The organism is Serratia sp. 2723, from assembly GCF_050434425.1.
Classification (GTDB): Bacteria; Pseudomonadota; Gammaproteobacteria; order Enterobacterales; family Enterobacteriaceae; genus Chania.
Genome location: NZ_JBNDIN010000015.1, coordinates 82,976 through 98,060, shown reverse-complemented (window position 1 = coordinate 98,060; position 15,085 = coordinate 82,976). Strand labels below are relative to the sequence as shown.

General features: G+C 54.1%; 12 protein-coding genes. 10 read left to right on the top strand and 2 right to left on the bottom strand.

Annotation, left to right across the window (positions count from 1 at the left end; genetic code table 11):
• The first annotated feature begins 16 nt into the window (after positions 1-16).
• The 10 genes from lolA (at position 17) to ABIE29_RS19800 (ending at position 12,735) form a co-directional block, all read left to right on the top strand.
• A complete protein-coding gene (gene lolA / locus ABIE29_RS19845) occupies positions 17-628 on the top strand; it encodes an outer membrane lipoprotein chaperone LolA (RefSeq protein WP_429620569.1) in 612 nt (203 codons plus the stop codon).
• 8 nt (positions 629-636) lie between these two features.
• Positions 637-1,980: a replication-associated recombination protein A gene (locus ABIE29_RS19840; protein ID WP_429620567.1), complete on the top strand. Its 1,344-nt coding sequence runs from the start codon at positions 637-639 to the stop codon at positions 1,978-1,980.
• A 108-nt stretch (positions 1,981-2,088) separates the two neighbouring features.
• Positions 2,089-3,381, top strand: a complete 1,293-nt coding sequence (gene serS, locus ABIE29_RS19835; RefSeq protein WP_429620565.1) for a serine--tRNA ligase — start codon at positions 2,089-2,091, stop codon at positions 3,379-3,381.
• Between the two features lie 248 nt (positions 3,382-3,629).
• Positions 3,630-6,080 (top strand): selenate/tellurate reductase subunit YnfE, encoded by a 2,451-nt coding sequence (gene ynfE, locus ABIE29_RS19830; RefSeq protein WP_429620563.1) that lies wholly within the window; start codon positions 3,630-3,632, stop codon positions 6,078-6,080.
• A 224-nt stretch (positions 6,081-6,304) separates the two neighbouring features.
• Entirely contained in the window at positions 6,305-8,755 is a 2,451-nt protein-coding gene (dmsA, locus tag ABIE29_RS19825; protein WP_429620561.1) for a dimethylsulfoxide reductase subunit A, read from the top strand.
• Between the two features lie 10 nt (positions 8,756-8,765).
• The gene (locus ABIE29_RS19820; protein WP_024529862.1) at positions 8,766-9,383 is read left to right on the top strand and encodes a DMSO/selenate family reductase complex B subunit; all 618 of its coding nucleotides are present in this window, start codon (positions 8,766-8,768) and stop codon (positions 9,381-9,383) included.
• Position 9,384: 1 nt separating this feature from the next.
• On the top strand, positions 9,385-10,245 hold the full coding sequence (locus ABIE29_RS19815) for a DmsC/YnfH family molybdoenzyme membrane anchor subunit (protein WP_429620559.1): 861 nt from the start codon (positions 9,385-9,387) through the stop codon (positions 10,243-10,245).
• Between the two features lie 48 nt (positions 10,246-10,293).
• Positions 10,294-10,902, top strand: coding sequence for a Tat proofreading chaperone DmsD (dmsD, locus tag ABIE29_RS19810; RefSeq protein WP_429620557.1), 609 nt, complete (start codon positions 10,294-10,296; stop codon positions 10,900-10,902).
• Entirely contained in the window at positions 10,902-11,468 is a 567-nt protein-coding gene (gene napF / locus ABIE29_RS19805; protein WP_429620555.1) for a ferredoxin-type protein NapF, read from the top strand. The genes dmsD and napF overlap by 1 nt, the downstream gene beginning before the upstream one ends.
• A gap of 121 nt (positions 11,469-11,589) precedes the next feature.
• Positions 11,590-12,735: an MFS transporter gene (locus ABIE29_RS19800; protein ID WP_429620553.1), complete on the top strand. Its 1,146-nt coding sequence runs from the start codon at positions 11,590-11,592 to the stop codon at positions 12,733-12,735.
• A 33-nt stretch (positions 12,736-12,768) separates the two neighbouring features.
• On the opposite strand, the gene ABIE29_RS19795 is transcribed toward ABIE29_RS19800, so the two are convergent.
• Positions 12,769-14,268, bottom strand: a complete 1,500-nt coding sequence (locus ABIE29_RS19795) for a SulP family inorganic anion transporter (protein ID WP_429620551.1) — start codon at positions 14,266-14,268, stop codon at positions 12,769-12,771.
• Complete coding sequence (locus ABIE29_RS19790; RefSeq protein ID WP_429620549.1) at positions 14,265-14,876, bottom strand: carbonic anhydrase; 612 nt, start codon at positions 14,874-14,876, stop codon at positions 14,265-14,267. The genes ABIE29_RS19795 and ABIE29_RS19790 overlap by 4 nt, the downstream gene beginning before the upstream one ends.
• Positions 14,877-15,085 lie beyond the last annotated feature (209 nt).

Below are 15,085 nucleotides of genomic sequence, written 5' to 3'. Positions count from 1 at the left end.
TAAGGTATCTGGAATAATGAAAAAACTGTTGATTGCCTGTTGTCTGCTTTCGGGATTCGCTTCTACTTCCGTATTGGCGGATGCCGCGCAAGATTTGCAAAGTCGTCTGGCGAAAGTAAACAGTTTCCATGCCAGCTTCTCCCAATCGGTCACCAGTAGCGACGGCGCTGCGGTGCAGCAAGGGGAAGGCGAATTATGGGTAAAACGCCCCAATCTGTTTAACTGGCACATGACCTCGCCGGATGAGAGCGTGCTGGTTTCGGACGGTGAGACCCTGTGGTTCTACAACCCGTTTGTCGAACAGGTGACGGCCACCTGGCTGAAAAACGCCACTGGCAATACGCCCTTTATGCTGATCACCCGTAACGATGCTAACGACTGGAAACAGTACAACGTCAAGCAGAAAGGCGATGATTTCGAACTGACGCCAAAGGCCAGCAGCGGTAATCTGAAGCAGTTTGCCATCACCGTGACCAATAGCGGCACCATCAAGAGCTTTGCTGCGGTTGAGCAAGATGGTCAACGCAGCGCTTATCAGTTGAAGAGCCAGCAGAGTAGCGGCGTTGATGCTGCCAAATTCAAATTTACCCCACCGAAGGGGGTGACGCTGGACGACCAGCGGCAGTAGAGGTCTACGTGAGCAACATGTCACTCGATTTTTCCCACAATGAGTTCCAGCCACTGGCCGCGCGTATGCGGCCAACCACGCTGGCACAATATATTGGTCAGCAGCATTTGCTGGCCCCGGGCAAACCGTTGCCACGCGCTATCGAGGCAGGGCAGTTGCACTCGATGATCCTGTGGGGGCCGCCGGGAACCGGGAAAACGACGCTGGCAGAGTTGATTGGCCGCTATGGTCGGGCCGACGTTGAGCGCATCTCAGCGGTGACCTCCGGCATCAAGGAGATCCGCGAAGCCATCGAGCGCGCTCGGCAAAACCGCGATGCAGGCCGCCGCACCATCCTGTTTGTTGACGAAGTTCACCGCTTCAATAAAAGCCAGCAGGATGCCTTCCTGCCGCATATCGAAGACGGCACCATTACCTTTATCGGTGCCACCACGGAAAACCCCTCCTTTGAACTGAACTCGGCGTTGCTGTCTCGTGCGCGGGTGTATCTACTCAAAGCGCTGACGGCGGACGACATCGGCCAGGTGCTGGATCAGGCCATGGAAGACAAGGCGCGTGGTTTTGGCGATCAAAACATTGAGCTGCCGCCGGAAACCAGGCGCATGCTGTCGGAACTGGTGGGGGGAGATGCCCGCCGCGCCTTGAACAGCCTGGAGATGATGGCCGATATGGCGGAAATCGACGGCAAAGGCATGCGGGTATTAACCCCAGAGTTGCTCAAAGAAGTCTCTGGTGAGCGCAGCGCGCGCTTCGATAACAAAGGCGATCGCTATTACGATCTGATTTCAGCGCTGCATAAATCCGTGCGTGGCTCGGCACCGGATGCTGCCTTGTACTGGTATGCGCGTATTATTACCGCCGGTGGCGATCCGCTGTATGTGGCGCGCCGCCTGTTGGCCATTGCCTCTGAAGACGTTGGCAACGCCGATCCGCGCGGAATGCAGGTGGCCATTGCCGCCTGGGATTGCTTCACCCGCGTTGGCCCTGCAGAGGGGGAACGCGCTATCGCACAGGCGATCGTTTATCTGGCCTGTGCGCCAAAAAGCAATGCCGTCTATACCGCTTTTAAAGCCGCCATGCGTGATGCCAAAGAGATGGCAGACTATGACGTGCCGGAGCATCTGCGTAACGCACCGACCAAGCTGATGAAAGAAATGGGGTTGGGCGCGGAATACCGCTATGCCCATGACGAACCCAACGCCTACGCAGCCGGAGAGAGCTATTTCCCGGCGGAAATGGCGACTACGCGCTACTATCATCCGACCTCGCGCGGGCTGGAAGGTAAAATCGGTGAAAAGTTGGCATGGCTGGCTGAGCAGGATCAAAATAGCCAGACAAAACGCTACCGCTAGCGTTGCCGTTGCGGTAAGGTTAGCGGGTATCACACTTCTTTTATGCGGCTATACCGTTGCGGCATAAAACACAATTTCTCTTTCAATAACAACAAGCACAGGATTAGCATGCTCGATCCCAATCTGCTGCGTAATGAGCTAGACGCAGTCGCCGTAAAACTGGCTCGCAGAGGCTTTAAACTCGATCTGGATCTGCTGCGTTCGCAAGAAGAGCGCCGTAAGGTTCTGCAGGTAGAAACTGAAACACTGCAGGCAGAACGTAACTCCCGATCGAAATCCATCGGCGCGGCCAAAGCGCGCGGTGAAGATATCGAGCCACTGCGTCGCGAAGTGAACGAACTGGGTGACAAGCTGGATGCTGCCAAGGCCGCACTGGATAAGCTGCAGAACGAGATCCGTGACTATGCGCTGGTAATGCCGAACGTGCCGGACGAGGCGGTGCCGGATGGCAAAGACGATAGTGAAAACCTGGAAATCTGCCGCTGGGGTGAACCACGTCAGTACGATTTCCCGGTACGCGATCACGTAGAGCTGGGCGAAATGTCCGGTGGGCTGGATTTTGCCGCTGCCGTGAAACTGACCGGTGCGCGCTTTGTGGTGATGAAAGGCCAAATAGCCCGTATGCACCGTGCGCTGGCCCAGTTCATGCTGGATCTGCATACGGAACAGCACGGCTATCTGGAAACCTACGTGCCGTATCTGGTGAATCATGCCACGCTGTATGGTACTGGCCAGTTGCCGAAGTTTGGTGAAGACTTGTTCCATACCAAACCGCTGGAAGAAGAATCGGAAAGCAGCAACTATGCGCTGATCCCGACTGCGGAAGTGCCAGTCACCAACCTGGTACGTGACGAGATCCTCAATGAAGAAGATCTGCCGCTGAGAATGACCGCACATACGCCATGCTTCCGTTCAGAAGCGGGTTCTTATGGCCGTGACACCCGTGGTTTGATCCGTATGCACCAATTCGATAAAGTCGAAATGGTGCAGATCGTGCGTCCAGAAGACTCGATGGATGCGCTGGAAGAGTTGACCGGCCATGCGGAGAAAGTGCTGCAGCTGCTGGAGCTGCCATACCGTAAAGTGCTGCTGTGCACCGGTGATATCGGCTTTGGTGCCTGTAAAACCTACGATCTGGAAGTATGGCTGCCTGCGCAGAACACCTATCGCGAGATCTCTTCCTGCTCCAACATGGGGGATTTCCAGGCGCGCCGTATGCAGGCTCGTTGCCGCAGCAAAACCGAGAAGAAGCCACGTCTGGTGCACACGCTGAACGGTTCTGGTTTGGCCGTAGGCCGTACTCTGGTCGCGGTGCTGGAAAACTACCAGCAGGCCGATGGCCGTATTCAGGTGCCAGAAGCATTGCGTCCTTACATGGGCGGCCTGGAATATATCGGTTAATCTGCCTCACGGTGGTATCGAAAGCGCCTACGGGCGCTTTTTTCGTGTGAATGATTTTCATTTACGAATGAAAGCCATATTTATTGATAGCAGACAAAGTTTACTACCCCCTAATGAGTAATATCCTCATTTATGGAGGGGGAATTATTTTTCCACATCAAATCACCTAGCGCTAATTCAGCTTCCTCCTGTCTTTGCCGACCAAGGCATGACTTTTCCCATTATTCGGGCAAAACCAGGAGTGAGCTATGTCGAAGCAAAAATCTGCAACATCATCAAACGGTATCAGCCGCCGTACACTGATGAAATCCGGCACGGTAGCGGGGTTGACCCTCGCCGCTGGCGGTTTTTCGTTGCCTTTTAGCCGCCATGCAGTGGCAGAAACGGTCGGTACCGCGGTGCAACCAGCGCCGCAGGACAAAGTGGTGTGGGGTGCCTGCTCGGTTAACTGTGGCAGCCGCTGCGCCTTGCGGTTACACGTGCGTGATGACGAAGTTTACTGGGTTGAAACCGATAATACGGGCGATGATGTTTATGGCAACCACCAGGTGCGGGCCTGTTTGCGTGGCCGCTCCATGCGTCGGCGGATGAACCATCCGGAACGCCTGAATTACCCGATGAAACGCGTCGGCAAACGTGGCGAAGGTAAATTCAAACGCATCAGCTGGGAAGAGGCTTACAGCGAAATTGCCGCCAGCCTGCAACGTATCGTCGCCAAATACGGCAATGAAGCGGTTTACATCAACTATACCTCCGGCATTGTCGGCGGCAATATCACCCGCTCTTCGCCTTATGCCTCGCTGGTTGCCCGCCTGATGAACTGCTACGGCGGTTTTCTCAGCCACTATGGCACCTACAGCACCGCCCAGATCGCCTGCGCCATGCCCTATACCTACGGCAGCAACGAGGGCAACAGCACCTCTGATATCGAAAACAGCAAGCTGGTGGTGCTGTTTGGCAACAATCCGGCGGAAACCCGCATGAGCGGCGGTGGCATCACCTACTTCCTGGAGCAGGCGCGAGAACGTTCAAACGCGCGCATGATCGTCATCGATCCGCGTTATACGGATACGGCAGCCGGGCGAGAAGATGAGTGGATCCCGATCCGGCCAGGCACTGATGCTGCACTGGTCGCCGGATTGGCGCATGTGTTGATCAGCGAGAATTTGGTCGACCAACCGTTCCTGGATAAATACTGCGTGGGTTACGATGAGAAAACCTTACCCGCCGGTGCGCCAGCCAACGGCCACTACAAAGCTTACATCCTGGGGCAGGGCCAGGACGGTGTTGAGAAAACCCCGCAGTGGGCATCGCAGATCACCGGTATCCCGGCCGAGCGCATCATCAAGCTGGCACGTGAGATTGGTAGTGCCAAGCCGGCCTATATCTCGCAAGGATGGGGGCCACAGCGCCAGGCGAATGGAGAGCTCACCTCGCGGGCCATTGCCATGCTGCCGATCCTGACGGGTAACGTGGGGATCAACGGTGGTAACAGCGGCGCACGTGAGTCAACCTACACCATCACTATTGAACGGATGCCGGTGCTGGAAAACCCGGTAAAAACGCAGATTTCCTGCTTCAGCTGGACCGATGCCATTGCTCGTGGCCCGGAAATGACCGCCAAACGTGATGGGGTGCGCGGTAAAGACAAGCTGGATGTGCCGATCAAGTTCATCTGGAACTATGCCGGTAATACCATCACCAACCAGCATTCCGATATCAACAAAACCCACGACATTCTGCAGGATGACTCCCAGTGCGAAATGATCGTGGTGCTGGAAAACTTTATGACTTCCTCGGCGAAATACGCCGATATTCTGCTGCCAGACCTGATGACGGTTGAGCAGGAGGACATTATCCCGAACGATTACGCCGGCAATATGGGCTATCTGATCTTTATCCAGCCGGCCACTACTGCCAAGTTTGAGCGTAAACCCATTTATGAAGTGATGAGCGAGGTGGCGCGCCGCCTTGGGCCTGAGGTACACCAAAAATTTACCGAGGGGCGCACTCAGGAACAATGGCTGCAATACCTTTACGCCAAGATGCTGGAGAAGGATCCGCTGTTGCCGTCGTATGAAGCCTTGCGCAGCATGGGGATATACAAGCGTAAAGACCCCAATGGACACTTTGTGGCCTATAAAAAATTCCGTGACGATCCTGCGGCCAACCCGTTGAAAACGCCGTCAGGCAAGATCGAAATCTATTCTGCCAGGCTGGCAGAGATCGCCAGCAATTGGGAACTGGAGAAGGACGAAACCATCAGCCCGCTGCCGATCTATGCCTCGACCTTTGAAGGTTGGGATGACCCGTTGCGTAACACCTATCCGCTGCAAATGTTCGGTTTCCACTATAAGGCTCGCACCCACTCCAGCTACGGCAATATCGACGTATTGCAGGCCGCTTGTCCGCAGGAAGTCTGGATCAACCCGCTTGATGCCCACCAGCGCGGCATTGCCAGCGGTGAAACGGTGCGGGTATTCAATGGCCGTGGTGAAGTTCGCGTGGCCGCCAAAGTGACACCGCGCATCATGCCGGGCGTAGTAGCGATGGGGCAAGGAGCCTGGCATCAGGCCAACATGAACGGCGACCGTATCGATCACGGTGCCTGCATGAATACGCTCACCACCCACCGGCCATCACCGTTGGCGAAAGGTAACCCACAGCATACCAATTTGATCGAGATTGAAAAGGTATGAAATAATAATCATTATCAATAATGGCAGTGATATCAACTATTTATTGATTGTGAACAAGGTGGAGCTACCTATTTAGGAGGATAGTTCCACCTAGAGCAGGTCACAATTAAAACACTTTTACCTGCTTTTTGAAGTCCGCCTGCATTGGGAGCGGCGTAACACGTTGATTGCAGGTTTTATTGCCAGTTCCACTGGCTCTTTATGCAACCCAGAGCGAAAATATTATGAGCGACTCCCCCAAAAAACAGCTAACCGGCTTTCAGTGCTCCAGGCGAAAATTGGTGAAAAACAGTGCCATTGGCGGGCTTGCCTTCGCCGTTGGTGGTGTTTCTCTGCCTTTTAGCCGCTGTGCCAGCGCCGAAAGTTCTCCCGAGCCAGCCCTTGCCAAACCCGAAGAAAAAGTAGTGTGGAGTGCCTGCACGGTGAACTGCGGTAGCCGTTGCCCGCTGCGGATGCATGTGGTCGACGGTATGATCAAATATGTCGAAACAGATAATACTGGCAACGACGAGTACCAAGAGTTGCATCAGGTTCGTGCCTGCCTGCGTGGGCGTTCAATGCGCCGCCGCGTATATAACCCGGACCGCCTGAAGTATCCCATGCTCCGCGTGGGCAAGCGGGGCGAAGGAAAATTCAAGCAGATAAGCTGGGATGAAGCCTACACGCTGATCGCTGACAACATGAAGCGCATCATCAAAGACTATGGCAACGAAGCCATCTATTTGAACTACGGTACCGGCACCTTGGGCGGCACAGTCACCCGTTCCTGGCCACCGGGTTCTACATTGATCGCTCGTCTGATGAACTGCTGCGGCGGCTATCTGAACCACTATGGTGACTACAGCACTGCGCAGATCGCCATGGGGCTGAATTACACCTACGGCGGATGGGCGGACGGTAACAGCCCGACGGATATCGAAAACAGTAAGTTGGTGGTGTTGTTCGGCAACAACCCAGGGGAAACCCGCATGAGCGGCGGTGGGGTAACCTATTTGCTGGAGCAGGCGCGTGAGCGTTCGAATGCGCGCATGATTGTGATCGATCCGCGCTACACCGATACCGCTGCCGGTAGGGAAGACGAGTGGATCCCGATTCGCCCTGGCACTGATGCGGCACTGGTTGCCGGGTTGGCCCATGTGTTGATCAGCGAGAATTTGGTCGATCAGCCGTTCCTGGATAAATATTGCGTGGGCTACGACGAAAAAACGTTGCCTGCTGGAGCACCGGCTAATGGCCATTATAAGGCCTATATCCTGGGTCAAGGTGACGATGGCATTGAGAAAACGCCTGTCTGGGCCTCAAAAATTACCGGCATCCCGGCCGACCGCATCGTCAAACTGGCGCGCGAAATTGGCAGCACCAAACCGGCGTTTATTTCCCAAGGTTGGGGGCCGCAACGCCATGCCAACGGTGAGTTGACCTCACGCGCCATCGCCATGTTGCCGATCCTCACCGGTAACGTCGGGATCCATGGCGGTAACACGGGTGCGCGCGAAGGCTCCTACGGCCTGCCATTTGTACGGATGCCGACGTTGGAGAATCCGGTTAAAACCAGTATCTCCATGTTCATGTGGACCGATGCCATCCTGCGCGGGCCGGAAATGACCGCCAGGCGTGACGGCGTGCAGGGCAAGGACAAGCTGGACGTGCCGATCAAGTTTATCTGGAACTATGCCAGTAACTGCCTGATTAACCAGCATTCAGAAATCAACCGTACCCACGACATTCTGCAGGACGAGAAGAAGTGCGAGATGATCGTGGTGATCGATAACCACATGACCTCGTCGGCGAAATATGCCGATCTGGTGTTGCCAGATTGCACCGCTTCCGAACAGATGGATTTCTGTCTGGATGCTTCAAGCGGCAATATGGGCTACGTCATCTTCGCCGATCAGGCGATCAAACCGCAGTTTGAATGTAAAAACATTTATGACATGACCAGCGAGATCGCCCGTCGTATGGGGGTCGAGCAGGCTTTCACCGAAGGGCGCACGCAGGAAGAGTGGCTGCGTCATCTTTATCAGCAATCCCGTGCAGCCATTCCGGCGCTACCGGAGTTTGAACAGTTCCTCAAGCAAGGGATCTTCAAGCAGCGCGATCCCGATGGGCACCATGTGGCTTACAAAGCATTCCGGGCCGATCCGCAGGCTAATCCGCTAAAAACGCCTTCCGGCAAGATTGAGATTTATTCCGCTCAACTGGCGGAGCTGGCAGCGACTTGGGAATTATCCAAGGACGACGTTATTGATCCGTTACCGGTGTATGCGGCCGGTTTTGAAAGCCTCGACGATCCGTTAAGCGGCAAGTATCCATTGCAGATGACCGGTTTCCACTACAAAGCCAGAACCCACTCCACCTACGGCAACGTCGACGTGCTGAAGGCCGCTTGCCGCCAGGAGATGTGGATCAACCCGATTGATGCGCAATCCCGCGGGATAGCCAACGGCGATCTGATCCGCATTTACAACGACCGGGGGGAGGTACGCATCAATGCCAAGGTAACGCCGCGCGTGTTGCCGGGCGTGGTAGCTATGGGCGAAGGAGCCTGGTATGCGCCGGATGGTAGCCGTATCGATCATGCTGGCAGTATCAACGTGCTGACCACCCAGCGCCCGTCGCCGCTGGCCAAGGGCAATCCATCTCACACCAATCTGGTCCAGGTCGCCAAACTTTAAGGAGTAGCTGATGACTACGCAATATGGATTCTACATTGATTCGAGTCGTTGCACCGGCTGCAAAACCTGCGAGCTGGCCTGCAAAGACTATAAAAACCTGACCCCGGACGTCAGTTTCCGCCGTATCTATGAGTATGCCGGGGGCGACTGGCAGCAGGACGGCGATAGCTGGCACCAGAACGTGTTTGCCTATTACCTGTCGATCGCCTGTAACCACTGTGAAGACCCGGCCTGTACCAAAGTGTGCCCAAGTGGCGCCATGCACAAGCGGGAAGACGGTTTTGTGGTGGTGAACGAAGAGGTGTGCATCGGTTGCCGCTACTGCCATATGGCATGCCCATACGGCGCACCGCAGTACAACGAAGCGAAAGGGCATATGACCAAGTGCGATGGCTGCTATGAGCGCGTCGCCGTGGGCCAAAAGCCGATTTGTGTCGAGTCCTGTCCGCTACGTGCCCTGGACTTTGGCCCAATCGACGAACTGCGTAAACAACATGGCACCCTGGCGCAAGTGGCACCGTTACCGGCCGCGCATTTCACCAAACCGTGCATCGTGCTAAAACCTAACGCCAACAGCCGCCCGAGTGGTGACACTACCGGCCATCTGGCTAATCCGAAGGAGGTTTAAAATGGGAACGGGATGGCATGAATGGCCGCTGATGGTGTTCACCGTATTGGGGCAGTTTGTGGTGGGCGGCGTCATTGTAATGGGGCTGGCGTTGATCGCTGGCAATCTGACCGATCGCCAGAGCAAGGCAGTACAGGGTTCTATGTTTTTCCTGTGGTTGCTGATGGGGATTGCTTTTATTGCCTCCATGATGCACTTGGGGACGCCGATCAGGGCCTTTAACTCGCTCAATCGCATTGGTGAGTCGGCATTGAGTAATGAGATCGCCAGTGGTTCGGTGTTTTTTGCGGTTGGTGGTCTCTATTGGCTGCTGGCAGTGTTGAAAAAAATGCCGCAGGCGCTGGGGAAAGCCTGGCTGGTGCTCACCATGGTGTTGGGCCTGCTGTTTGTCTATGCCATGACGCGTGTCTATCAGATCGATACCGTACCGACCTGGCATAACGGTTACACCACGTTGAACTTCTTCCTGTCGGTATTTATCGGCGGCCCGCTGTTGGGTGTGTTGCTGTTGCGGGCGGCCGGTTTGGAAGTGGCTGCCCGTGGTCAACTGATGATGATCAGCGTATTGGCGCTGTTGCTTAGCCTTTGCTCGGCGCTGTTGCAGGGCAGTGAGTTGGCCACTATCAGCAGCTCGGTACAGCAGGCGTCGGCGCTGATCCCGGAATATGGCCAACTGATGGTTTGGCGGCTGGTATTGCTGGTTCTTGGCCTAGGTTGCTGGATTTGCCCGCAGTTGCGCCGTGGTAACGCCAGTGTAATGGGGTTGACCTTGGGCTTTGTGTTAGTCTTTGTCGGTGAGTTGATTGGCCGTGGCGTGTTCTACGGCCTGCATATGACCGTTGGCATGGCTGTGGCTGGCTAACGTTAATCTGGGCGCGGCCAGGCCGCGCCCTTGGAGAAGCCCCAAGTTATGATGCTTGAAAAAATTGCCCTGACTGGCCGTGTGCTAGGTGTTTTATTGTATGCCCCACCGGAGAGCAAAGAGTGCCAGCCTTTACTGGACTCCCTGGCCGACGCGCAGTGGTTGACCGAATGGCCTTATGAAGGTGCACAAGAGGCGGCAGCCCTGATTGCCGAAGGCCTGGCGGCAAACCAGCCAGAGACGCTGTCAGAGGCTTATCAACGCCTGTTCGTAGGCCCGCATACGCTGGTTGCTCCTCCTTGGGGGTCGGTCTATCTGGATAGAGAGAGCGTGCTGTTTGGTGATTCGACGCTGCGCCTGCGCCAATGGTTGCGGGTGAACGGTATCGAAGCCCAGCGCGACCAGAATGAACCGGAAGATCATATTGGCACTTTGCTGATGATGGCGGCCTGGTTGGCCGAAGAGAAGCAGCACAAAATGATTTCCGGGCTGATGGCGCTGCACCTGCTGCCTTGGGCACCGCGTTATCTGGAATTGCTACAACAACATGCCGGACATCCATTCTATCAAGGCGTGGCTCAACTGGCACAAATCACGCTGGCAGCCTGGGCGGAAGAGTGCCCGTCACCGGTGCCGAACCTGGAGCTGTATTTCTGATGAACAACGACCAGCCACTCTCTGCGCAAGGCAATAGCCGACGCCGGTTGCTGACTGGTTGGCTTGATCGTAATAAAGCCTTGCCGGAGCGGGAAGTCCCCTCTGTGACATTGCCTGCGATGGCTCGTCCACCTCAGGCTTTGCCGGAGGCGTTATTCAGCGCATTGTGCAACGGTTGTGGCGGCTGCGTGAGCAACTGCCCGTACGGTTTATTGAGCCTCGATCAAGGCAAGGCGGTATTGAGCATCGATTTCACCGAATGTGATGCCTGCCGCAAATGTACCACCGCCTGCCAAACGGGAGCGCTGCGCGACAAAATGCCCTGCGACACGCTGCTGCGCCCGCAAATCAGCCATAGCTGCCTGGGGCGGCAAGACAACTGCCGGATGTGTACCATCAACTGCCCGCAACAGGCTTTATCCTTCCAGCTTTCTGCAAACGGTACCCGCCAATTGCAGTGTGACAATGCGTTGTGTAATGGCTGTGGACTGTGCAAGTTGTCCTGCTTTCATGGGCATATTTCCCTGGCCGCCTCGGGTGAAAAATCGTTGCCGGAACAGCTATAAAGCCAGTTTTAACCCGTTGCTAAACATATTGTGCGATCGCCCGTTATCCGCCGATTGACTTTTTTATCGCCAGTGGCATGATGCGCGCACACTACTCAGTCTGTTCGGTTTCAAATTCACTATGTCCGCATATTCTCGCCCAGTGCTTATGTTGCTCTGTGGCCTATTGCTGCTTACGGTTTCCATCGCCGTTTTGAACACTTTGGTTCCCCTGTGGTTAACGCATGCCCAATTGCCAACCTGGCAAGTGGGAGTGGTCAGTTCGGCTTACTTTACCGGTAACCTGTTGGGAACGCTGGTGGCGGGCAAACTGATCAAGCGGATTGGCTTTAGCCGCAGCTATCATCTTGCCTGCCTGGTGTTTGCCTTCGCTACCGTGGGGATGGTGCTGTCGCTGGACTTCTGGAGCTGGATCGGCTGGCGCTTTTTTGCCGGGGTAGGGTGTGCCTGGATTTGGGTGATTGTTGAAAGCGCGCTGTTGCGCAGCGGTACTTTGAGTAACCGCGGCCAACTGTTGGCGGCGTATATGATGGTTTACTATCTCGGTACGGTTGCGGGGCAGTTGTTGTTAAGCCGTGTTTCAACTCAATTGCTGGATGTGGTGCCGTGGGTGACCGCCGTTGTGATGGCCGCTATGCTGCCGATGTTGTTTGCGCGGGTGAATCGCCAGGATGACGAGCCGCAACAGGCCTCTATCTGGCAGATGTTTAAACGTCGCGACGCCCGGTTGGGCATCAACGGCTGCATTATCTCGGGGATTGTGCTGGGCTCATTGTACGGTCTGATGCCGCTGTATTTAAACCATCAGGGGATGAGTGATGCCAACGTGGGTTACTGGATGGCGCTGCTGGTCAGTTCCGGCATCGTTGGTCAGTGGCCAATCGGGCGTTTGGCCGACCGCTATGGCCGCTTGCTGGTGCTGCGCATTCAGGTGTTCGTGGTGATCCTTGCCAGTATCGCGATGCTGGGTAACTATGCGATGGCTCCGGCGCTGTTCATTTTGGGCTGCGCGGGCTTTACCCTTTACCCGGTGGCGATGTCCTGGGCATGCGAAAAGGTGCTGCCGCATCAGTTGGTGGCGATGAACCAGACATTGTTAATGAGCTATACCGTCGGTAGCTTGCTGGGCCCATCGATGACGTCGATGCTGATGCAGAGCTACTCCGATCGGCTGCTGTTTGTGATGATTGCGGGGGTGGCGTTGGTTTATCTGGTGATGCTGCTGAAGAAACCTGACCATCACCACACCCCGTTAGCCGCGGCCTGAACATGAAAAACCGATCTTTCGATTGACAGGCGATTAATGGATATTGCGTACCAGGATATTTTCCGATGAGTGCAGGCTAATCTTTATCCCTCTTTTAGCTGCACTATGTCGGTACTCATTGAGTATTTCGCGAATATCGTCATCCAGATAGTCGATACCTTCACAATCTATGATCACTTCGCTATCCGGCTTAATCTGTCCCAATAAATGTTTTAATCGCATTTTGTTCAGAAAGGTCAGGTTTTGCTGACATTTGATCAGGTAGTGATTATCGTAGTGTGTCAATCGCAGGGCGTTGCGATTGCTTTGATACAAACTCCCTACCAGTTGCACGCCTAATCCAAGGGCAATCCCTTCTAACATACCGAGAAATAAAATACCGAACAGGGTGGCGGTGAAAGGGATAAATTGTTGTAGACCTTGTCGCCATAACGATAAGATGATTTTTGGGTGTGCCAGCTTAAAGCCAGTATAAATCAAAATTGCCGCTAAACTTGCCAAGGGAACATTGTTAAGTAAATCTGTAAATAGAATCGCGCTGAGCAGTAATAATATCCCATGGATGAGGATTGACAGGCGACTGCGCGCACCAGCTTGCACGTTGGCAGTACTTCTTACTATCACAGAGGTAATAGGTAAGCCACCTATCAGGCCACTTAACATATTACCGGCCCCTTGCGCCCGCAGCTCTTTATCGGCACTCGGCTCTGGCGTCATGGGGGCAATTTTCTTTAATGCCTCCTGACTGAGCAGCGTTTCCAAACTGCCGACGATGGCAATGGTAATGGCTATCAAATAGACCGAAGGATTACGCCAAGCTTGCCAGTTAGGAAAAGACAGTTGAGATTGTAACGCTTCCACACTTGTTAGCGCAGGCAGTTCAATACGTGTCAGGTTTGGCAGCCCGGGTGATAAACGCTGCTCAAGCCAGACAAATAAGCATCCCCATAATACAGCAATCAGAGGGCCCGGTAATGCAGAAAGCCGCAGACGTTGTTTAACAGAAGAACTCCCCCAGAAATTGATGAGTAGTAGCGCCCCGAGGGTGACTATTATTGCCGCCGGGGTAATGTCTCTCTTTAGGTGCTGAAACGAGGTTCTTTCACCCAGGCCATGATCGATAGGGTATCCCATAGCCAGTGGTAATTGTTGTAAAATAAGCAGTATTCCAATACCAGCCAACATACCGTGGATCACCGCACTGGGGATTAGCGCCGCCAATTTGCCGCAGCGTAACATACCAAAGACAAATTGAAATATTCCTGACAGTAGCAACGCAAACAAGAAGGTTGGAAAATCGCCCAGAGAAACGATGGCCCCGGTCACAATAGTGACCAACCCGGCCGCAGGCCCGCTAACGGAAAAAGGGGAGGGGCTGAGTAGTGTGACAAGGAGTCCGCCGATAATCCCTGTCAGTAAACCCACGAATGGTGGAACTCCACTGGCTTGGGCGATCCCCAGGCTCAGTGGCAGAGCCACCAGGAATACGACTAATCCAGCCGGAAGATCAAAGCGAAAATCAGCGTATCTCATGGCACCTCCCCGTCGTCGGGGTATTGCGCCAGTACATTAAGGAATCCCGTGTGCATATCGTAAATACAGCCGAATAGCGTCAATTCTTTATTCTGCTGCCAGGCTCTCTGGATTACGGCGGTTTTACTGAGTTTATTCAGTTGGATATGTACATTGGCATAGACGGCCTTTTTCAAATATTCTGTTTCGTTGGTTTTTGGGCTGGTCAGGTGTGAGTCCAGAGAGATGCGCAGAGAGGCAAGGCGGCGCGTCAGGGAATCTTTTACTGGGGTATTTCGGGTACTCAAAGCTGACTGGATCCCACCGCAACCGTCATGCCCGCAAATTACGATGCTACTTACAGCAAGATGCTCGACAGCGTATTGCACCACACTCATCAAATTATCATCTTGTTCTTCGACCATATTGGCAATATTACGATGTACAAATAGCTCGCCGGGTTGTGCACGTACGATAGTTTCGGCAGGGACTCGACTGTCAGAGCAGCCGATCCATAGAATTTTAGGATGCTGAGATTTTGCAAGTTGTAGGAAAAAACTCGGATCCCGCCATTGCTGTTCTGTTGCCCAGCTACGGTTTTTTACCAATAGATGATTCAAGGTGTTCATAACATATCCCTTTGTTAGTATTAATCGGTTATGGTTAACCGTTGTCAAATTTAGCGCTGATGCTTAAACCGCCGTCGTTTCTAACGGCATTGATCGTGTATTTGGTCTGATTGACCCAGTTATACTAAGCAAGTAGTACGTAAATTTATCTTATTAATAAGTAAAGGTAGGCGGGTGGGAAGTAATTTAATCTATATGGTAAAAAAGCA